The 19,498-nt window shown below is 63.6% G+C and carries 17 protein-coding genes; 6 read left to right on the plus strand and 11 right to left on the minus strand.

Going from position 1 to position 19,498, the window contains the following annotated elements; genetic code table 11:
• Position 1: 1 nt before the first annotated feature.
• From OIU19_RS10460 to OIU19_RS10485, 6 genes are all read left to right on the plus strand, one after another.
• Positions 2-1,618 (plus strand): ABC transporter ATP-binding protein, encoded by a 1,617-nt coding sequence (locus OIU19_RS10460; protein WP_264234940.1) that lies wholly within the window; start codon positions 2-4, stop codon positions 1,616-1,618.
• 386 nt (positions 1,619-2,004) lie between these two features.
• Positions 2,005-2,142 (plus strand): hypothetical protein, encoded by a 138-nt coding sequence (locus tag OIU19_RS10465; protein ID WP_264234941.1) that lies wholly within the window; start codon positions 2,005-2,007, stop codon positions 2,140-2,142.
• 10 nt (positions 2,143-2,152) lie between these two features.
• The gene (locus tag OIU19_RS10470) at positions 2,153-4,792 is read left to right on the plus strand and encodes a T6SS effector BTH_I2691 family protein (RefSeq protein WP_264234942.1); all 2,640 of its coding nucleotides are present in this window, start codon (positions 2,153-2,155) and stop codon (positions 4,790-4,792) included.
• Positions 4,792-5,952, plus strand: a complete 1,161-nt coding sequence (locus tag OIU19_RS10475; RefSeq protein ID WP_264234943.1) for a DUF6708 domain-containing protein — start codon at positions 4,792-4,794, stop codon at positions 5,950-5,952. The genes OIU19_RS10470 and OIU19_RS10475 overlap by 1 nt, the downstream gene beginning before the upstream one ends.
• A gap of 349 nt (positions 5,953-6,301) precedes the next feature.
• On the plus strand, positions 6,302-6,802 hold the full coding sequence (locus tag OIU19_RS10480) for a hypothetical protein (RefSeq protein WP_264234944.1): 501 nt from the start codon (positions 6,302-6,304) through the stop codon (positions 6,800-6,802).
• Positions 6,803-6,814: 12 nt separating this feature from the next.
• Positions 6,815-7,054, plus strand: a complete 240-nt coding sequence (locus tag OIU19_RS10485) for a hypothetical protein (RefSeq protein ID WP_264234945.1) — start codon at positions 6,815-6,817, stop codon at positions 7,052-7,054.
• Positions 7,055-7,216: 162 nt separating this feature from the next.
• Here OIU19_RS10485 and OIU19_RS10490 read toward each other — a convergent pair whose 3' ends face one another.
• The 11 genes from OIU19_RS10490 to OIU19_RS10540 form a co-directional block, all read right to left on the minus strand.
• Positions 7,217-7,906, minus strand: a complete 690-nt coding sequence (locus OIU19_RS10490; RefSeq protein WP_264234946.1) for a response regulator — start codon at positions 7,904-7,906, stop codon at positions 7,217-7,219.
• A complete protein-coding gene (locus OIU19_RS10495; RefSeq protein ID WP_264234947.1) occupies positions 7,903-10,557 on the minus strand; it encodes a sensor histidine kinase KdpD in 2,655 nt (884 codons plus the stop codon). Before OIU19_RS10495 ends, OIU19_RS10490 begins: the two co-directional genes overlap by 4 nt.
• A gap of 59 nt (positions 10,558-10,616) precedes the next feature.
• The gene (kdpC, locus tag OIU19_RS10500; protein ID WP_264234948.1) at positions 10,617-11,168 is read right to left on the minus strand and encodes a potassium-transporting ATPase subunit KdpC; all 552 of its coding nucleotides are present in this window, start codon (positions 11,166-11,168) and stop codon (positions 10,617-10,619) included.
• A gap of 11 nt (positions 11,169-11,179) precedes the next feature.
• A complete protein-coding gene (gene kdpB / locus OIU19_RS10505; protein WP_264234949.1) occupies positions 11,180-13,234 on the minus strand; it encodes a potassium-transporting ATPase subunit KdpB in 2,055 nt (684 codons plus the stop codon).
• 10 nt (positions 13,235-13,244) lie between these two features.
• The gene (gene kdpA, locus OIU19_RS10510; RefSeq protein ID WP_264234950.1) at positions 13,245-14,939 is read right to left on the minus strand and encodes a potassium-transporting ATPase subunit KdpA; all 1,695 of its coding nucleotides are present in this window, start codon (positions 14,937-14,939) and stop codon (positions 13,245-13,247) included.
• 9 nt (positions 14,940-14,948) lie between these two features.
• Positions 14,949-15,038: a K(+)-transporting ATPase subunit F gene (gene kdpF / locus OIU19_RS10515; RefSeq protein ID WP_186555729.1), complete on the minus strand. Its 90-nt coding sequence runs from the start codon at positions 15,036-15,038 to the stop codon at positions 14,949-14,951.
• 366 nt (positions 15,039-15,404) lie between these two features.
• On the minus strand, positions 15,405-16,457 hold the full coding sequence (locus OIU19_RS10520) for an AI-2E family transporter (RefSeq protein ID WP_264234951.1): 1,053 nt from the start codon (positions 16,455-16,457) through the stop codon (positions 15,405-15,407).
• 12 nt (positions 16,458-16,469) lie between these two features.
• Complete coding sequence (locus tag OIU19_RS10525) at positions 16,470-17,252, minus strand: DUF4892 domain-containing protein (RefSeq protein WP_186555727.1); 783 nt, start codon at positions 17,250-17,252, stop codon at positions 16,470-16,472.
• Positions 17,253-17,361: 109 nt separating this feature from the next.
• The gene (locus OIU19_RS10530; RefSeq protein WP_264234952.1) at positions 17,362-18,216 is read right to left on the minus strand and encodes an alpha/beta hydrolase; all 855 of its coding nucleotides are present in this window, start codon (positions 18,214-18,216) and stop codon (positions 17,362-17,364) included.
• Positions 18,213-19,001: an alpha/beta fold hydrolase gene (locus OIU19_RS10535; protein ID WP_186555725.1), complete on the minus strand. Its 789-nt coding sequence runs from the start codon at positions 18,999-19,001 to the stop codon at positions 18,213-18,215. The genes OIU19_RS10530 and OIU19_RS10535 overlap by 4 nt, the downstream gene beginning before the upstream one ends.
• A 103-nt stretch (positions 19,002-19,104) precedes the next feature.
• A complete protein-coding gene (locus tag OIU19_RS10540) occupies positions 19,105-19,446 on the minus strand; it encodes a hypothetical protein (protein ID WP_264234953.1) in 342 nt (113 codons plus the stop codon).
• Between the last annotated feature and the right edge of the window lie 52 nt (positions 19,447-19,498).

Consider the following 19,498-nt stretch of genomic DNA (forward strand, 5'->3'; position numbering starts at 1 on the left):
CATGAGTGAACACAACCTGATCGAAGTCCGTGATCTTGCGGTCGAGTTCCTCAGCGGTGACCAGGTCAACCGCGTGGTCGACGGCATCAGCTTCGACATCCGCAAAGGCGAGACCCTGGCCCTGGTCGGCGAAAGCGGCTCGGGCAAGTCGGTGACGGCCCACTCGATCCTGCGCCTTTTGCCCTACCCGCTTGCCCGCCACCCCAGCGGCAGCATCCGCTATGGCGACAAAGACCTGCTGCAGCTGGGCGAAAAGCCCATGCAGCGCATTCGCGGCAACCGCATTGCGATGATTTTCCAAGAACCAATGACCTCGCTGAACCCGCTGCACAGCATCGAAAAGCAGATCAACGAGATCCTCCTGCTGCACAAAGGCCTGACCGGCAAGCAAGCCACCGCGCGCACCCTGGAGCTGCTTGAGCTGGTCGGCATCCCCGAACCGCGCAAGCGCCTCAAGGCCCTGCCCCACGAGCTGTCTGGCGGCCAGCGCCAGCGGGTGATGATTGCCATGGCCCTGGCCAACGAGCCGGAGCTGCTGATTGCCGATGAACCGACCACTGCGCTCGACGTCACGGTGCAGTTGAAGATCCTCGACCTGCTCAAGGAGCTGCAAGCACGCTTGGGCATGGCCCTGCTGCTGATCAGCCACGACCTCAACCTGGTGCGGCGCATCGCCCATCGGGTGTGCGTGATGCAGCGCGGCAAGATCGTCGAACAGGCCGAGTGCGCCACCCTGTTCAGCGCCCCGCAGCATCCCTACACGCAGATGCTGATCAACGCCGAACCCAGCGGCCAGCCCGCGCAAAACCCGGTGGGCGCGCCGCTGCTCGAGGTCGATGACCTGCGCGTGTGGTTCCCGATCAAGAAAGGCTTGCTGCGGCGCACCGTCGATCATGTCAAAGCGGTCGATGGCATCAACTTCAGCCTGCCCCAGGGGCAGACCCTGGGCATCGTCGGCGAGAGTGGCTCGGGCAAGTCGACCCTGGGCCTGGCGATCTTGCGCTTGATCTCAAGCCAAGGCAGCATCCGCTTCCACGGGCAGAACCTGGAAAGCCTCAATCAGCAAGAAGTGCGACCGCTGCGGCGGGAAATGCAGGTGGTGTTCCAAGACCCGTTCGGCAGCCTCAGCCCACGTATGTGCGTGGCGGATATCGTTGGCGAAGGCTTGCGGATTCATCGCATTGGCACGGCTGAGGAGCAAGAGGCGGCGATCATCGCGGCGTTGCAGGAAGTGGGGCTCGATCCAAGCACTCGACACCGCTATCCGCATGAGTTTTCCGGCGGGCAGCGGCAGCGGATTGCCATTGCCCGGGCGTTGGTGCTCAAGCCGGCGTTGATTCTGCTCGATGAGCCGACCTCGGCACTGGATAGGACCGTGCAGCGACAGGTGGTGGAGCTTTTGCGCTCGCTGCAGCTTAAGTACAACCTGACTTATCTGTTCATCAGCCATGACTTGGCGGTGGTCAAGGCGTTGAGCCACCAGTTGATGGTGATCAAGCATGGGCAGGTGGTGGAGCAAGGGGATGCGCAGGCGATATTTCATGCGCCGCAGCATGCGTATACCCGGCAGTTGTTGGAGGCGGCATTTTTGCAGCCCAATGCCGAAGCGGCTATCTGAAATCCCAAGGGCCATAGTGTGCCCCGTGCGCGACGCAATGCCGCGCCTGCGACCTACCCAGATAGGCGACGAACTTATAACAAGAGGTGAAGACCTTCGCCGGCTGAACAGCCGGCGCACCTGCAATCAATCCCTCTTGCGCATCAATAACTCCTCCGTCCCTTTAGCGCAGCAAGCCGATACTTACTACCTCCGAAGATCGCTAGAAGAGAAACTTCCTACACGATTTTAGGAAGTCAAAAATATCACTGAGAAATGCTTCTTCGTTAGTGTCGGGGCTTGCCCCATCAGCAGCTCATTGAGATGCGTTAGATGTGTTCGCTGTTAGCGCATCTTCCCTCAAACCTGCCCGATGGAGAGCCGCCCACAGCAGACAAGGACTTCTCATGCCCCGCCAATCTGATCTGCATTACTGTCGTTTGAGCGCGATTGTTGAATTCGGCCAGCTCAATGCACAAGCCCGTGCCAATACCCGCCTGCTCGCCGACGCCCTGGCCCAGGCGAACATTCAATCGCTGCAGTAAGGACGCTCAGATGATCGCTTGGCAAGACTTCCTCGAGCTCAACCGCAAATCCTGCGAAGAACTCAGCGAGCAGTTCGACCTCGGCCCCGCCGTCAGCTGCACCCGCACCTTCACCATCCTGCCGCTGCGCTACGCCGTGGTTGGCGGCAACCCCGGCCAGCGCAAGCGCTTGCCCGATCTGGCCGAACACCTGCGCCAGCCCCAGCAGGTCGCCGCACTCAAGCATGCGGCCTACGCCATACGCCCTTTGCGCGAAGGGTTTCTGTACGTGATGGAACAACGCACCAGCACTGGCCGCGCTACCCTGCACCGGCCCTATCGGATTGCCGCCAACGGCTCGCTGTCACTCACCGAGCCCGACGCGCCCTGGGAGCCACCGCCAGCCCTCGGCGTCCGGGACGTACTCAGCAACATCGCCTGGGCCTTCAACGTGCACGACCTGGACGATCTGCAATCGCTGCGCGTGTTCTACAGCCCCGACCCGCTGACCGTAGCCGCCCAGGAACAATTGCTGCGCCGGCGGCACAGCCTGCCCGCCGTGAACATCGCCCGCTTCACCGGCACAGCCTGCCCGACGCCCGAACCGCATGTGCTGACCCATGACCAGCTCGAACAAGTCGCCGACTTTGCCGCCGAGTACGATCCGCAGCTGCGCACCTTGCTCCAGCGCCAACTGTTCAGCACACCCAGCGTCCTCTCCCTGGCCGGCGTCCGGCAGATGCTCAGGCCCATGGCAGAACCGCTCAAGCCACGCGGGGTTGCCCTGGTGGTCGAAGATGCCATCGGCATCACCCAAGAGCTCAATGCCTGGCGCAACGCCGGTCTTGAACACCTCAAGGACTGGCTGGAAACCACCGAGCCGGCCGGCCCCGACGGTAAGCCCGGGCCGAGCAACGAGCGCAAGACCCTGGTCGCCCAAGCCTTCACCGAGCTGCACCAGCAGTTCAGCGAACGCAAGGTCGCCGCGCTCATGGGCCGGCACGCCGAAACCTTGCGCGTACAGCTCAAAGACAGCGATCGAGCCTTGCTGCCAGGGATGAACCGCGAAGGCTGGAATCAGTTCAAGGACACCCTCATCGATATCAACAGCGAGCTGGTGCGCCAAGACCTGCAAGCTCGCGCCGAGCGAGGCGAGTTCGCCAAACAGTTCGAACAACGCTACCTGCCCCGGGTCAACCTGGGCGGTATGCGCGTACAGCTTGGCTGGTTCCGCCAGGAGAGCGAAGAGGCGCAACGACTGGCCGAGGCACGCGCCGACGACCATCTGGCCTGGCTGCTCAGCCCCACCTTGCTGGAGGCATTGGCCTACTACGACGACAACGACCTCAACAGTGGGCTGTGCTTCGCTCACCAGAGCGGCTTGTGTGTCATCGGCATGGAAGCGGTGCCAGCCGGCGCACGCCTGTTGGCCCAGTGGTGGCAAGCCGAAGAAATGACCCCAGCCAACCTGGCGCTGCGCTCGTTCGTGTTCAACCAGCGCGACATCGCCCAGGTGCTGGAACAAACCCGGCTGAAGCTCGCCAACCTGCAGGCGCCCGCCGACCCGTGGCAGATGCTCGACACCACGCTCAAGCAGGCCAAGGAACTGGCTGCGCAGTTCAGCCGCGTCGATGGCCACCTCGATCAGCTTGCCGAGCACAGCCAGATCAACACCGCTGGCGCCCTGGCCTGGCTGGGCCAGCTGGGGCGAGAAAGCCTGCAGGCAGGCATGCCCAACAGCAGCGACCACCGGCTGCATCGACGCTTGACTGCCTACCTGGTGGCCTCGCTGGGTGAACAGGCGTTGAACTTGCGCCTGGCCGAACACGCCCAGGATGGCCGCACCCCCTCCCCCGGACGCGTCGCCGCCCCCATCGTGCGCCGCCTGGAGCAAGCCTATGTCGACACTGTGCGGGACGCGCAGAGCAATGCGTTCTACCGATTGCGGGTCGCCAGTGGGTTGTTGCTGCTTGAGGCGAGCCTGCTGTTGCTGCAGGGGCAGCGGGACAACAAGGACCGGCGGTTCTGGAGTGAAGTGGCAGCTGCGGGGTTGACCAGTGCGGCGGCGGGGATGGAGTTACTCGCGGTGGGGACCGAACAGGCGCTGGCCACTGTAGGTCAGGGCTCGGCAGCGGCGCGGGGGGCGCAAGTCAGCCTGGGGCGCTTTCGCTTGTGGGGAGCGGGGATGGCGGCTGCGGGAGGGATTGTTAGCATTTATTGGGACTTTGCTGATGCGAAAACAAAAATTGACCAAGCAGAGCGAGCAGGAAATCACGCAACCAGTCTGGGGGTAGCTTACTCCGCAAGAGCAATGGCAACAGGTGCACTCGTGATAGGCCAAGGAGGAGTCGCTTTTTCGCAAGCGGGCATGTATTTCGAATGGTTAGCCCTACGTGGCAATAATAACCCTGGCTCTATATTTATTCGACTTTCTTCACTATCTAATCGACTTGCCGCAAACCGAGCAGTCATGTTGCTGCTTAGCCGCCTCGGCTGGATTGGCGGATCAATAGCACTGGGCGCAACCACTTACTTACTGATAATGGATGATGACGCCTTGGAGCAGTGGTGCGAAAAATGTTGCTTTAGTCTAAATCCAACAGCGAAGCGCTATAACTCTGATGCAGACGAAATGGCGGACTTCTTAAAATCCGTCACCGAGGTTTTGTAATGTACTTTTTCGAATGGGGATCATGGGAAGCCGCCCTCGAGCCAGATGCGGAAAAGAATGAAGATGCACGCACTCGTAGGCTCCGCAAAAAAATCACACCTTATGAAAATGAACAAGCAGAAGAAGAAGCTGCAGCAAAGTTAAGCGTAAGTGAAACGCCAAAAAGCCGAGGCCCCGTTTACGCCTTCGACAACCGTACCCTAGAAATACGCAGCGGTATGTTTGAGGAAAAACGCGGATTGATTAGTATTTTATCAGCTACAGTAATTTATATCATTACCAATTGCTTTGCCGGCATAATTAGCGGTGCAATATTGACCATCGAGCACTTTCATAGCAAAGGCACCATCGCAAGCGTATATCTATTCATAAGTGCATGGTTTACCCTATTAGCATTACCTACAACCTGGTTCTATTTAAAATACGGACTGCGCTTCACCCGACTGGAAATGTTCACCTCGCGCCACCTGTTGATTCGCTTCAACCGTACTACCCAACAGGTCTATCTTCATCGACCGCCTCACTGTGGCGGTATCGTGGTTCTGCCGTGGGACGGAGTCGCTTCAAGCGGGTCCGCCAACAAGTACGCCATTGCTGACGGCGTGGGCGTGCCGCTGGCGCTCCACTGGTCAGCCCGGGTCACAGGCACTCTGCACCCCGAACTGGCCTGGGTCGGCAAATCAGCAAACCATCAAGGAGAAATCCGCGACGAGTGGGAGTTCATCCGCCGTTTCATGGACGAAGGCCCCGAAGGACTACCGCGCCCGCGCATCACCTCGCACTTCCCCTGGCCATGGCAAGCGTTCACTCCGCAGTTCGAAGGGGTCACGCACTATTTCCGCAACGCCTCGAAGCTCATCAAGGTCGGCCTGGTCCTGATCTCCCCGGCCTTCTTGATCATCGGCGCCGGCCACTGGCTCAGCCTGCTGCTGTGTTGGAAACCGCGCTGGCCCAAGATCATTCGCCAGGCCGGCATGCCAGGCAAACCCGTTCCACCGTTGACGACACTTGCCGACTATCCACCCCACATTCAGCAGCGCCTCCGAGAAAACGCTCACCTTTGGACGGCACACCCTGGGCAGCGCCCGGAGAAAAAGCCGCGAGCGCCCTCCAAACGCCGGAGCACCGACGCCAAGCCTGCTTCCAAGGCTAAGCCGTGATTGCCTGGCAAGATGTCCGTACGCTCAACGGTATAAGGGCTCAAGCCTTGGTATTTTGCATAATCGATATATCCACTACCCAAGTCCCCCGTCTCGGCTCTGATAATGGCCTCGATGCAAGAGCTTAAGATGCTGCGGGTGTCGCTTGAGTCGGCGCTGATTCAGGTGCAGATGCCGGCTGAGGCGCGGGCTGTGCATTGAAACTTTAGCGCGTTGTTGGCTGGTCTGGCCTATTCGCGGGCAAGCCCGCTCCTACAGGGTTTGCGTGTAGGACAGATGTGTACATGGGTTGCATCTGCAGCCTGTCTTGTAGAGAATCGCCGCCCTTCTGCTCGAAAGGATGCGCGCAATGAAGTTCGAAAGGACTTTCCAGTACATGGCCCAGCACGGGATCATCTTCACCGTCTCGCAAATCACCCTCACCGACAATGAGCGCGGCAATCTGCGCGAACTGCATTTTGGCGAGGCGAAAAGCGCCCATTATCAGGTCAACAGCAAGGTCGTAGAGATTTACGACAAGATGCAGGCCAACAACCGGCCATGCCTGATGATGGTCGGTATCTCCAAACCGCTGACCCGGCAACAGGCCGATGCCCTCAACACCCGTCGCACCAGCATCGCCAATGCAGCCGGCTCGGCCGCTGGTGGCGCTGCCGGAGCCGCCGGTAGCTTGGCTGGCCCCGCTGCCGGTTTCGTCGCGGGGTTGGCGGCAAAGACGGGCGTGAGCTCGTACGTCAACGGCGCGCTAAGCACCCATCATGCTGGCGACGTTATCGTCAGCATCGAGGCGCAGGTCAATGGCGGCATTGGCCCTCAACGCACGACTGAATCCCTGCTCATCAGGGCCTGACGGGAGTTGCTCATGTCCGAAGTTACCCAGACAGTTATCGTCGTAGTACTGGCCTTTGTACTGCATTGGTGGGTGAAGCCGTACCCGCTGCGCAAGTGGCTCGGGGTGGCGCTGGTGATACTTGGCGCGGTCGGCTGCATTGCATTGAGCCAAACCCAGCTGCTGGGCTTTGACCTGGGCTTGATGGCGTCTTTTGCGGTGCCAATTGGCGTAGTGCTGTTCATGACCCGTCGGCACTATGCAGCGGACTGATCTTCACTGCAGAGATGCAAGCTCATTGCCTGAGCAGGGACCCTGTGGGAGCGGGTTTACCCGCGAACGAGGGCGTAGCCCTCGCCGTAAGGGGATGGTGGCCATGCCCGCTTCTTCGCGGGTAAACCGCTGCCACTGAGGCTGAGGGAGACAGGTTGCAGCTTAAGGCGCGACCAATCGATACCCAACCCCAGGCTCGGTAATGATGAAGCGCGGCGCGGTTGGGTCATCGCCAAGCTTTTGCCGCACATGAGCGACGACGATGCGCAGGTAATGGCTGTCGTCGACGTGGGTCGGGCCCCAGATGTCCTTGAGCAGTTGTTGCTGGGTAATCACGCGACCGGGGTGCCCGGCCAGCTGGGCCAGCAGCGCGTACTCTTTGCGAGTCAACGCCACTTCGACGCCATCGAGGGTCACTTTGCGAAAAGCAAAATCGACCAGCAGCGGGCCGAAGCTGGCCGTCGCCTGCCCTACTTCGGCTTGCGGGGCTTGGCGTAACAAGGCGCGAATGCGCGCGAGAAACTCCTGGATGCCAAACGGCTTGGTCACGTAGTCGTTGGCGCCGCCATCCAGCGCATCGACTTTCTGCACTTCGCTGGCGCGCACCGACAGCACCATCACCGGCACCGTGCTCCATTCGCGCAGCTCGCGCAGCACTTGCTGGCCGTCCATATCAGGCAGGCCGAGGTCGAGCACCACCAGGTCCGGTTTGGCCAGCGCGGCTTGAGCCAGGCCTTCGGCGCCGGTGGCGGCTTCGATCACTTTGTAGCCCTGGGACACCAGGCTGATGCGCAGGAACTTGCGAATCTGTGGCTCATCGTCGATGACCAACAGGGTGGCGGCTTGGCTCATGAGTCTTGGCTTTCGGTTTCAGGTTGGGTGGGCAGCGGCAAGCATAGAGTGATGCAGGTGCCCTGGCCATCGATGCCTTCGCTGACCAGGATGCTGCCGCCGTGGGCGCCGATCATGCCTTGGCAGATCGCCAGGCCCAGGCCGGTGCCTTGGCCACCGCGGTCGCCACGGGCAGCGGTGTAGAACATGTCGAAGATCTTCTCGCGCTCGGCCACCGGGATGCCTGGGCCTTGGTCGCTAACGGCAAAGCACAGTTGCTCGTCGCGCACCTGTACGTGCAGTTCGAGGCGGCCGTTGTTGGGCGAGAAGCGCGCGGCGTTTTCCAGGACGTTGACCAATGCCTGCTCGATCAACGCAGCGTGCACGAACAGCAGCGGCAACTCAGTGGGCACGTCGGTGCTCACCCGCAGTGGCGCCAGCACCACACGCAGGCGGTTGAGGGCGCTGCCGACGATGTCAGCCGGGGCGACCCAGTCGCGGGCCAGCTTGAGACCGCCATGGCCGAGGCGAGTCATGTCGAGCAGGTTCTGGATGTAGCGATCGAGACGCTCAGCTTCGTTGCGGGTGCCTTCGAGCAACTCGCGGCGGTCCTCGGGAGGGATCGCATCGCCCAGCGCCAGCAGGCTGTCGATGCTGCCGCGCATGGCGGTCAGTGGGGTGCGCAGGTCGTGCGAGACCGAGGCGAGCAAGGCGCTGCGCAGTTGTTCGGTTTCGCCGTGCAGGCGCGCCGCTTCCAGTTGCTCGCCCAGGCGCGCGCGGGCCAGGGCCTGGGCCAGCGGTTGGGCCAGGGCCATCAGCAGACGGCGGCGCTGGGCGCTCAGGCTGTCGTTTGTGCGCGGGCGCACGCCTAGCAAGGCCAGCGGCTGGTCTTCGACCGCCAGCGGCCACCACCACCAGCGGCCATGGGGCAAGGTATCGCTGCCGTGGCCGGCGGCCTGGCCATGTTGCCAGGCCCAGTCGGCCGCGGCGCGTTCGTTATCGGTCAGCGCCGGCGGCTGGCCACTGGCGACCTGCAGCAGGCCTTCGCTACCACGCTCCATCAGGCACACCTGCACGTCATGCCAGCCGTCGAGGTGCTGGTTGGCGGCGTTGAGCACGGCCTGACGATCGGTGGCCACGGTCAGGCGGCGCGACAGGTCGAGCAGCTGATTGGTCTGCGCCTGGGTCTCGCGCAGGGCTTGCAGCTGGCGACGCTGGCGTGCGGCGAGGTTGCCGGTCAGTGCGGCCATGAGCAGGAAGAACACCAAGGTCAGCACGTCTTCTTCGCGCTGGATGCTGAAGGAGAAGTTGGGCGGGATGAACAGAAAATCGTAGGTCAGGAACGACAGCGCGGCGCAGGCCAGTGCCGGGCCGAGGCTACTGCGCACCGCAACCAGCAAGACAGCGGCGAGGAACACCAGCGAGATATTCGGCAGCGCCAACACCCTGGACACCGCCCAGGCCAGACCCGCTGCCAGCGCGGTGGCGAGCAGCGCCAGCAGGTAATGGCGCCAGACCCAGACACGCTTGACCACCGCCCGCGCCGCTACCGGCTGCACATCGCGGTCGAGCACGTTGATCTCCAGGCCATGGCTTTCGCGCAGCAGGCGCGTCGCTACACCCGCGCCGAACAGACGTCGGCGCCAGCGGTCACGCGATTGGCCGACCAGCACCAGGCTGGCGCGGCGTTCGCTGGCGTGTTGGATCAACGTGCGCGCGACTTCGCCAGCGCGCAGCAACACCACCTCGCCGCCCAGCCGTTCGGCCAATTGCTGGGCCGCTTGCAAGCGTTGCCGGGCACTCTCGTCGCGCAGCTTGCCGTTATCGACATGGACCAGGCTCCACGGCAGGTGGCGGCGCTGGGCGACGCGGCTGGCGTGGCGCACCAGGCGCTCGGCCTGCTCGTCGCCGTCGACACCGACCAATAGCCGGCCGCGCAAGGCGGGGGCTTCCTGGCCGCGTTGGCGGTAGCCGTGAGCGAGGTCGGCATCGACCTGTGCGGCAGCGGTTTGCATGGCCAGCTCGCGCAGGGCGCTGAGGTTGGTTTGCGAGAAGAACGCGTCGATGGCGGCGCGGGCCTGCTCGGGTACGTAGACCTTGCCTTCGCGCAGGCGCTCGAGCAGCTCACGCGGCGGCAGGTCGATCAGGACCAGTTCGAAAGCTTCTTGCAGGACCCAATCCGGCAAAGTTTCGCGCACTTGCACGCCGGTGATGTCGCGGACTTTGTCGTTGAGGCTTTCCAGGTGCTGGACGTTGACCGTGGTGTAGACGTCGATGCCGGCTGCCAGCAGTTCCTGGACGTCTTGCCAGCGTTTGGCGTGGCGGCTGTTGGGGGCGTTGGTGTGAGCCAGTTCATCGACCAGGACCAGTGGCGGTGCGGCCTTGAGCAGGCCGTCGAGGTCCATCTCTTCCAGGGTTACCCCGCGGTAGTCGCTGCGTAGCAAGGGTTGCTGGAGCAGGCCGGCGAGCAGCGCTTCGGTTTCGCCGCGGCCGTGGGTTTCGACCACCCCGGCGACCACTTGCACGCCTTGGCGTTGCTGGGCGTGGGCGGCCTGGAGCATGGCGTAGGTCTTGCCTACGCCGGGGGCGGCGCCGAGAAATACCTTGAGCCTGCCGCGGCCTTCGCGGGGCAAGCCCGCCAACAGCGCGTCGGCGCGGGCGGAATCACTCATGTTGCATCCTTCACTTTTGCGGCGGTCAGTCGGGCTTGGGCCGCGTTGCGGCCCCACAATCAATGTGGCCATTTTTCCAAGGCCTGATTCAAGGCCAGGACGTTGACCACTGGCGGGCCGATCAGTGGGTGGAGGGTGGCCTCTTCGAGCAGGGCTTGCAAGCGCTCTACCGGTACTTGCCGCGCCGCTGCCACCCGCGGGATCTGATAGGCCACCGCCGCTGGCGGCAGGTGCGGGTCCAGACCGCTGCCGGAGGTGGTCAGCAGGGCCAGCGGCACAGGGCCAAGATCTGCGCGGTGAAGCGCACTGGCATCGGCCGTTATCCGCTGCGCCAGCGCCGGATTACTCGGGCCTAAGTTACTCGCACCACTGGCCACAGTGGCATACGCTGCCGCCGAGGGCCGTGGGTGGAACCAGCCATCGCCCGTGGCCTGCTGGGCGATCAGGGCCGACCCGCGCACCTGCCCTTGGGCGTCGCGCACCAGGCTGCCATTGGCCTGTACGGGAAAAGCGAGCTGGGCAAGGCCGGTCACCGCCAGGGGATACAACGCACCGGTCACCAGGGTCATCAGCAGGGCCAGGCTCAAGGCCGGGCGTACATAAGCAGTCATGTTGGTTTCCTTCACACCAGGTGCAATGCGTTGAGCAGCAGGTCGATCAGCTTGATTCCGGCAAACGGCACGATGAGCCCGCCCACGCCGTAGATCAGCAGGTTGCGCCGCAGCAGGTGGGCGGCACTGGCGGCTTGCACGCGCACGCCGCGCAGGGCCAGCGGGATCAGCACGATGATGATCAGCGCGTTGAACACGATCGCCGAAAGGATCGCACTCTGCGGGCTGGCCAGATGCATCAGGTTGAGCACGCCCAGTTGCGGGTAGATCGCGGCGAACAGCGCCGGAAGAATGGCGAAGTACTTGGCCACGTCGTTGGCGATCGAGAAGGTGGTCAGCGCGCCACGGGTGACCAGCAGTTCTTTACCCACCTGGACCACGTCGAGCAGCTTGGTCGGGTCGCTGTCCAGGTCAACCATGTTGGCCGCCTCGCGGGCCGCCTGGGTGCCGTCGTTCATGGCCATGCCGACGTCTGCCTGGGCCAGGGCCGGGGCATCGTTGGCACCGTCACCACACATGGCGACCAGGCGGCCGTCGTTCTGCTCCTGGCGGATGCGGGCGAGCTTCTTCTCTGGAGTGGCTTCGGCGAGCACGTCATCGACCCCAGCCTCGGCAGCAATGGCGGCGGCGGTCAGCGGGTTGTCGCCGGTGACCATCACGGTGCGGATGCCCAGCTTGCGCAATTGGGCGAAGCGTTCGCGAATGCCGGGCTTGACCACGTCCTTGAGGTGGATCACGCCGAGCAGGCGTTTGTCGACGCAAACCAGCAAGGGCGTACCGCCGCTCTGGGCGATGCGCTCGACCTCCTTGGCCAGCGGCACGGGCATCTCCAGGCGTTGCATGCCGACGAAGGCCAACACGGCATCGACGGCGCCCTTGCGGTAGCGGTGTTGTTGCAGGTCGACGCCGGAGAGACGGGTCTCGGCGCTAAAGGCGATCGGGGTCAATTGCTCAGGCGAGGGCTCGATGAAGTCGTGCAGTTGGCGCAGGTACTCGACAATCGACTTGCCTTCGGCGGTATCGTCGGCCAGCGATGCGAGCAAGGCGCCCTCCCCCAGCTCTTTGGCGGTAATGCCGGGTGCCGCGTGCAGTGCGCTGCAACGACGGTTGCCGAAGGTGATGGTGCCGGTCTTGTCGAGCATCAGCGTGTGCACATCACCCGCGGCCTCGACGGCGCGACCGGAGCGAGCGATCACATTCAACCTCACCAGACGATCCATGCCGGCGATACCGATCGCCGACAGCAAGCCACCGATAGTGGTGGGGATGAGCGTGACCAACAGTGCGGCAAGGAAGATCAGCGGCAGGCTGCCCCCTACGAAATGGGTGAACGGCTGCAAGGTCACCACCACGATCAAGAAGATCAGGGTCAGGCCAATCAGCAGGATGTCCAGGGCAATTTCGTTGGGGGTTTTCTGCCGTTTGGCGCCTTCGACCAGGGCGATCATGCGGTCCAGGGTCGACTCGCCGGGGTTGCTGCTGATGCGGATCAGCAGCCAGTCGGACACCAGCCGGGTGTTGCCGGTGACGGCCGAGCGGTCGCCGCCGGACTCGCGGATCACCGGCGCTGACTCACCGGTAATGGCCGCTTCATTGACCGCAGCGATGCCTTCTATCACTTCGCCGTCACCGGGGATCAACTCACCGGCAATCACCTTGACCACGTCGCCCTTGCGTAGCTCGCTGGCGGCAACCTGCTCGAACTGGCCAGCGGCGTTGCGACGGGTGGCTTGCAACCCTTGGCTGCCGGCCTTGAGGCTGTCGGCTCGGGCCTTGCCACGGCCTTCGGCGAGGGCTTCGGCGAAGTTGGCGAACAGCACGGTGAACCACAGCCACAGGGCGATCTGTACCGCCACCGCGGTACTCACGCCGCTGTCCGGCGCGAAGCACAGCAGGGTGGTGAGGATGGCGGTCAGTTCGACCACCAGCATCACAGGCGAGCGTTTGAGCTGGCGTGGGTCGAGCTTGACCAACGCCTGGATCAGGGCCGGCCGCCACAACGCGGCGAGGCGGGTCTGGTCGGCGCTGACGCGCGGCGCTTTGACTTCAGCAATGGGCATGTTCATGGTTGATTCCTCAGAAACCCAGGCTCAGGTGTTCGGCAATGGGGCCCAGCGCCAGCGTTGGCAAGAAGGTCAGGCCGCCGACCAGCAGGATGGTGACCAGCAGCAGGCTGGTGAACAGTGGGCCGTGGGTGGGGAAGCTGTTGTGCCCCAGCGGCGTGCTTTTCTTCGCCGCCAAGCTTCCCGCCAGGGCCAGCACCGGCAGGATGTAGCCGAAGCGGCCGATGAGCATGGCCAGGGCGATCATCACGTTGTGGTAGACCGTGTTGGCGCCGAAGCCGGCGAAGGCCGAGCCGTTGTTGGCGGTGCCGGAGGTGTAGGCATAGAGCAGCTGGCTAAAGCCGTGCGCGCCGGGGTTGCTTACGGCAGCGGCCGGGCCTGGCAGGCTGGCGGCGATGGCGCCGAGCACCAGCACGCCGACGGGCATCACCAACAACGTCGCCACCAGCAACTGCACTTCGCGGGCCTGGAGCTTCTTGCCCAGGTATTCCGGAGTACGGCCGATCATCAGCCCGGCCAGGAACACCGCGATCAAGACGAACAGCAGCATGCCGTACAGCCCAGCGCCGACGCCGCCGAAGATCACCTCGCCGACCATCATGTTGACCATCGCGACCATGCCGGTCAGCGGGTTGAGGCTGTCGTGCATGGCGTTGACCGAGCCGTTGGAAGCGGCGGTGGTGGTGACCGTCCATAGCACCGAACCGGTGGTACCGAAGCGGCTCTCCTTGCCCTCCATCGGCGCCGATTGCTGCACCTGAGGGTTCTCAAGCGCGGGGTTGGGCTGATATTCGGACCACAGCGCGGTGCTGCCACCGATCAGGAACAGCGCCAGCATGCAGGCAAGAATCGCCCGGCTCTGGCGCAGGTCCTTGACGTAGTGGCCGAAGGTGAACACCAGTGCGACCGGGATAAGGATGATCGAGGCCACCTCGAACAGGTTGCTCCAGGCCGTTGGGTTCTCGAACGGGTGCGCCGAGTTGACGCCGAAGAAGCCGCCGCCGTTGGTGCCCAGCTGCTTGATGGCGATCTGGCTGGCGGCAGGGCCCAGTGGAATGGTCTGCTCGCTGCCTTGCAGGGTCAGCGCGTGGGCATAGTCGGCGAACGTCTGCGGTACGCCCTGCCAGACCAGCAGCAGCGCCAGCACGATGCACAGCGGCAGCAGGCCGTAGAGGGTAGCGCGGGTCATGTCGACCCAGAAGTTACCGAGGGTGGTGGCCGAGCGCCGGGCGATGCCACGGCACAGGGCGACCAGCACGGCAAGACCGGTGGCGGCACTGACGAAGTTCTGCACGGTCAGGCCCAGCATCTGGCTCAGGTAGCTGACCGAGGCTTCACCGCTGTAGGCCTGCCAGTTGGTGTTGGTGACGAAGCTCACCGCCGTGTTGAACGCCAGCGACCACTCTTGGCCCGGCAAGTGCTGCGGGTTCAGGGGCAGGTAACCCTGCAACAGCAGCACCGCGAACAGCAGGAGGAAGCCGGCCAGGTTGAATGCCAGCAGCGCCAAGGTGTACTGCTTCCAGTTCTGCTCCTGCTCGGGGCGCACCCCCGCCAGGCGATAGCAGCCCTGCTCCACTGGCGCGAGAACGGGTGACAGCCAGGTACGCTGGCCTTCCATGACTTTGTAGTAGAACCTTCCAAGCCACGGTGCTGGCAGCAGCACAATGGCGAAGAACGCCAGCAACAACGCGAAATCATAACTGTGCATGGCCGCTCCCTAGCTGCGATCGGCGCGCAACAGCGCCACCAGCAGGTAAACCGCCAACGCCACTGCCAACAGCAGTGACACCCCGTCGAGCATATTCATGAGCGATCTCCCCGAATTGCGGCGTTGGCCGCTTTGGGGAAATTGTCCGAGGGAGGGGCGTAAAGGGGCGAGATCGGGGGGTGGCTCAAGCCATAAAGAATGCGTAAAGACCAGCAGTTGGCTGTTAGCAGCAGCTGAGCCTGCAGGCTTGTCCCGCCCCAGTAATGCTGTTCACTTAAGGCCCTTGTCGCCTGCTTTGGGGCCGCGTTGCGGCCCTTCGCGGGCAGCCCGCTCCCACAGGTATAGCGCCGCTCGGACGGTCAGCGCCGTACCTGTGGGAGCGGGCTTGCCCGCGAAGGGCCGCAACGCGGCCCCAAAATCTTAAGTGAACAGCATTACGCTCCTACAGGGATTGTGCAGGCCGGATTAGCGCTGCGGGGTGTGCTGCCCGGCGCTACGGCTCCAGTCCAGCAGCAGGCTGTAGGCTACTGCGAGCAAGGTCGGCCCGATGAACAGGCCAATGAAGCCGAACGCGATCAACCCGCCAAATACCCCAAGCAGCACGATCACCAACGGCAGGTTGCCGCCGCGGCTGATCAGGTAGGGCTTGAGCACGTTGTCCACACCGCTGATGACGAAGGTACCCCAGATACCGAGGAACACCGCCATCCCATACTCCCCCTGCCACACCAGCCAGGCCGTCGCGGGGATCCAGGCCAACGGTGGCCCCATGGGGATCAGGCTGAGCATGAAGGTGACCAGGCCAAGCACGATAGCGCCAGGAACCCCAGCGATCAGGAATCCGATCATCGCCAGCAGCCCTTGCGCAGCCGCGGTACCAATCACGCCGTTGACCACCCGCTGCACGGTGCCGGCCACCAGGTCGATGTAGTACTCGGCACGCTCGCCAATCAACCGCTGCAACAAGCGCAAGACGAACGCCGCCAGGCGTGGCCCGTCACGGTAGAAGAAGAACACGAACACCAGGCTCAAGGTCAGCTCGAGCACGCCGCTGCCGATCTGTGCACTGCGCGCCAGTAGCCAGTTGCCCACCTGGCCCAGATACGGTTTGATCGATGCAATCAGCGCAGCGCCTTGCTGGTCGACAGAGTCCCACATCGCCACCAGCCGTTCACCGACAAAGGGAATACCCCCCAGCCAACTCGGTGCGTCGGGCAAGCCATCGACCTGGACATCGCGCACGAAGGCCGTGGCATCACGGATATGGTCGGCCAGGTTGAACCCCAGCCACACCAGCGGCAGCGCCACCAGCAAGATCCACATCGTGGTCAGCACGCTGGCGGCGAGGGTCTCGCGCCCGCCGAGCAGGCGCGTGAGCAGGCGCATCAATGGCCAGCTGGCGAACGCCAGGATAGCGCCCCACAGCAGCGCGGAAATAAACGGCGCCATCACCCACAAGCCGGCACCGAGCAGCGCCAGCAGGAGGATCTGGACCAGCAGGCGATCATTGTTGGCCATGGTGACTCACTTTCAGCGGATCAATTCCAGGTGCAAGCCTTCTGTCGGTGCCGTGCCCACTTCCAGGCGCGCGCTACGCACACCGGCCTTGGCCAGTTGTTCGCGCCAGGCTTCGGCTTGCTCGCCGCTCAAGCTCACGCGCAGGGTGCTGTCGAGGTTGAGGCTGCGGCTCAGCAGGGTCACCCAGGCATCCTTGGGCTCAGCAAGATCAGGGTAGTCGAGCTTGCCGGTGTCGCGCAGCTCGCGCATCACCGTAGCCGAGGTGGGCAGCAGTTCGCCCAGCGGTTGCTCGGCAACGAACTCTTCCACATGCAGGTAGGCGCGCTTGTTGCCAGCGGTGACGCTGTACAGCGCTACCAGGGTGTTGGCCTCTTCTGCCGAGCGCCGCAGGAGGATGAACGCCTGCTGGTCGTCGCCGCCATTGAGCCGAGCGTTCTTGAACACTTCATTGGCCCACAGGCTGGCTTCACCGCAGTCACGCTTTTCACACCAGAACAACGGGTAGCCGCCGTCACGCTGCAGCGCTTCGCGGGCGCTGGTGAAAGCTTCGCGCGCGGTACGCTCGGTGGGCAACAGGTAAGTGACGGAATTGACCTGGCCACGGCTCTCGACCTTGCCTTCAACGCGCAGGCGGCCACTGATCTTGCGCAATGCGCCCATCGGATAGACGCGCTCCTGCTCGACCGCAGGGCGCTCATCGACCACTTTGCCGTCCAACGGTACCGGCAGCGTGCCGGCCCACACTATCGGGCTGGCCAGGCCCAGGCAGGCGGCGATGACGATTCGAATGCTCATCGGCCACCCATGCCGCACGCAGCGCCGGTGATCGATGGATGGATGTCTGGCATGTACATGGTTGTCTCCCTGTTCAACCCGCCAAGCCTCGACACTTGTCCGGTGCAAGTCAAGGAAACCCGAAAAAGCGATTGATACAGTCTGCGACAAGGGTCGCGCCGTGCTCGTCATTCAGGTGCAGGTGATGGCCGCCTGGCAGTGAAACCTGTTCAAAGGGTAGCTGCTCCAGCAGCGCCGTGTGCCGGGCGAGCATGCCATCGGCGGCCACCACCAGGCAGGCCTCGCACTGTATGCGTTTGACGAAGGCCATGGCCTGGGTTTCGCTCAGCCGCACGGGTGACGGCAGGGTCAGGCGGCTGTCGCTGCGCCAGCTGTAGCCGCCGGGCACCGGCATCAGGCCGCGCTGGGCCAGCAGTTCGGCGGCTTCGCGACTGACTGCGACCATGCCTTTCATGCGCGCCTCGACGCCCTCTTCCAGGTTGGCGTACACCGACTTGCGCTTGCCATCCAGGCGCAACTGGGCCTGCAGCGCCATGCCTAGCCGTTCGGCAGCGTCTTGCTCGACGCCGGTCGGCGGAATGACGCCGTCGATCATCAGCAAATGGCTGACCCGATCAGGCAAGGCGCCGGCCAGTTGCACGGAAATGATCGCCCCCAATGAGTGCCCAAGCAGGCCGAAGCGCTCCCAGCCGAGCTGCTGGGCAACCCGCACTACGTCGTGGGCGTAATCGGCCAGCGCATAGCTGGCGCCGGCCGGGCGATGCTCCGAATAGCCATGCCCGGCCAAGTCCAGCGCGACGATGCGCAGCCCTTTGAGACGAGGTGCCAGGCGGGCGAAGCTATTGGCATTGTCCAGCCAGCCATGCAGGGCGATCACCGGGATGCCGTCGGCGGGACCGAACAGGTGCGCGGCCAGTTCGATATGGCCCAGGTTCAGGCGGATTTCCTCGACCTGCGCGCTCATGCCTGGCTCCAGCGATCGAACAGGCCCTTGATCAGGCTGGCGGTGTCGTCGGGGCGCTCCAGCGGGAACATGTGCCCGCCCGGCACGCTGTGGTATTCGCCCTGGGGCATGCCGCGCACGGCCAAGGCATGGTGGCGGCGGATCACCCGACTGCGCTCGCCGCGGACCATCGCCAGCGGCACCTGTAGCTGGCGCGCCGGAGCTGGGCTGAGGTGGGGAATGCTGCGGTAGATGCTGATCTCGGTGGCCGGATCGAAGCGCAGGCGCAGGCCGTCTTGCGCAGCTTGCAGGCCGTGTTCCAGATAAGCTTCCAGGCAATCCGGGTCGAAGTGGCGGAACAAGGTCTTGCCGGCAAAGTAGCCACGGGCGCTGTCGCGATCACTGAATGACTCGCGCCGGCCCAAGGTGCGCCCTGCCGGGGTGATGCGGTCGATGAAGCCAAAGCGCTTGGCCGCGCGGATTACCCATTGATCGGCGCGGGTCAGCACGGGGGAGTCGAGCATTACCACGCCGCGGTAGTACTGCGGGCAACGCAGCGCCGCATGCAAGTGCAGCACGCCGCCCAGCGAGTGGCCGACGCCCCAGACCGGCGCGTCCTGCTGGGCCAGGTGATGGAGCAGCTCATTGACCAGGTTCAGCCAGTTGTCATCGACCGGAAAGCGCGGATCGTGCGCATGCTGCTCCAGGTGCTGGACCTGGTAGTCCGGCGCCAGTGCGGCGAACAGCTTGCCGTAGGTGGCCGAGGGGAAGCCATTGGCATGGGCGAAGAAGATCTGCTGCGACATGGCCGGCTGCTCTGCTGGGGGAATGATGGCCCATTGTCGGCAAGCGCGGCGATGGCGGCAACGTTTGGATAGGTCATCGCCAAGGGCGATCAGGTCATCGAAGTCAATCGAAACTGGCCATCGAGCGGCGCAGACAGGCGTGCATATACGCCAGCTGATACTCCAGCGCCTCACGCGCCAGGCCTTTATCGCGCTCACTGAGCTTGAGCCTGCGCAAGGCCAGGCAGCTGGTTTGCAGCAAGTGCGCCATGCGCATACTGGCCTGGCGCAGCTGTTCGAGTTCGTATTGGCCCTCGAACTTGCGCAGCAACAGGTTGAAGCTGGCATCTGCGCAGTCTTGCAACAAACGGTGCTCGGCAAAATCCGGGACGCCCCGCTCATTGAGTTTGTCCAGTGCCGCCTGCGGCTTTACCGACTGCACCAACTCCAGACGCCGACTGCTCATACAATCCTCCCTGGCCCACTGCTCGCTTGATGTGCCGGCAACGCTAGCAACG

The sequence above is a fragment of the Pseudomonas sp. BT-42-2 genome (genome assembly GCF_025847435.2).
GTDB classification, from domain to species: domain Bacteria; phylum Pseudomonadota; class Gammaproteobacteria; order Pseudomonadales; family Pseudomonadaceae; genus Aquipseudomonas; species Aquipseudomonas urmiensis.

What these genes read in the sequence shown, in the direction of transcription:
- kdpF (WP_186555729.1), bottom strand. Translation starts at nt 15,038, where the DNA reads ATGAATATGCTCGACGGGGTGTCACTGCTGTTGGCAGTGGCGTTGGCG.
- kdpB (WP_264234949.1), bottom strand. Translation starts at nt 13,234, where the DNA reads ATGAACATGCCCATTGCTGAAGTCAAAGCGCCGCGCGTCAGCGCCGAC.
- OIU19_RS10520 (WP_264234951.1), bottom strand. Translation starts at nt 16,457, where the DNA reads ATGGCCAACAATGATCGCCTGCTGGTCCAGATCCTCCTGCTGGCGCTG.
- OIU19_RS10485 (WP_264234945.1), top strand. Translation starts at nt 6,815, where the DNA reads ATGTCCGAAGTTACCCAGACAGTTATCGTCGTAGTACTGGCCTTTGTA.
- OIU19_RS10535 (WP_186555725.1), bottom strand. Translation starts at nt 19,001, where the DNA reads ATGTCGCAGCAGATCTTCTTCGCCCATGCCAATGGCTTCCCCTCGGCC.
- OIU19_RS10540 (WP_264234953.1), bottom strand. Translation starts at nt 19,446, where the DNA reads ATGAGCAGTCGGCGTCTGGAGTTGGTGCAGTCGGTAAAGCCGCAGGCG.
- OIU19_RS10475 (WP_264234943.1), top strand. Translation starts at nt 4,792, where the DNA reads ATGTACTTTTTCGAATGGGGATCATGGGAAGCCGCCCTCGAGCCAGAT.
- OIU19_RS10465 (WP_264234941.1), top strand. Translation starts at nt 2,005, where the DNA reads ATGCCCCGCCAATCTGATCTGCATTACTGTCGTTTGAGCGCGATTGTT.
- OIU19_RS10530 (WP_264234952.1), bottom strand. Translation starts at nt 18,216, where the DNA reads ATGAGCGCGCAGGTCGAGGAAATCCGCCTGAACCTGGGCCATATCGAA.
- kdpC (WP_264234948.1), bottom strand. Translation starts at nt 11,168, where the DNA reads ATGACTGCTTATGTACGCCCGGCCTTGAGCCTGGCCCTGCTGATGACC.
- OIU19_RS10480 (WP_264234944.1), top strand. Translation starts at nt 6,302, where the DNA reads ATGAAGTTCGAAAGGACTTTCCAGTACATGGCCCAGCACGGGATCATC.
- OIU19_RS10490 (WP_264234946.1), bottom strand. Translation starts at nt 7,906, where the DNA reads ATGAGCCAAGCCGCCACCCTGTTGGTCATCGACGATGAGCCACAGATT.
- OIU19_RS10470 (WP_264234942.1), top strand. Translation starts at nt 2,153, where the DNA reads ATGATCGCTTGGCAAGACTTCCTCGAGCTCAACCGCAAATCCTGCGAA.
- kdpA (WP_264234950.1), bottom strand. Translation starts at nt 14,939, where the DNA reads ATGCACAGTTATGATTTCGCGTTGTTGCTGGCGTTCTTCGCCATTGTG.
- OIU19_RS10495 (WP_264234947.1), bottom strand. Translation starts at nt 10,557, where the DNA reads ATGAGTGATTCCGCCCGCGCCGACGCGCTGTTGGCGGGCTTGCCCCGC.
- OIU19_RS10525 (WP_186555727.1), bottom strand. Translation starts at nt 17,252, where the DNA reads ATGAGCATTCGAATCGTCATCGCCGCCTGCCTGGGCCTGGCCAGCCCG.
- OIU19_RS10460 (WP_264234940.1), top strand. Translation starts at nt 2, where the DNA reads ATGAGTGAACACAACCTGATCGAAGTCCGTGATCTTGCGGTCGAGTTC.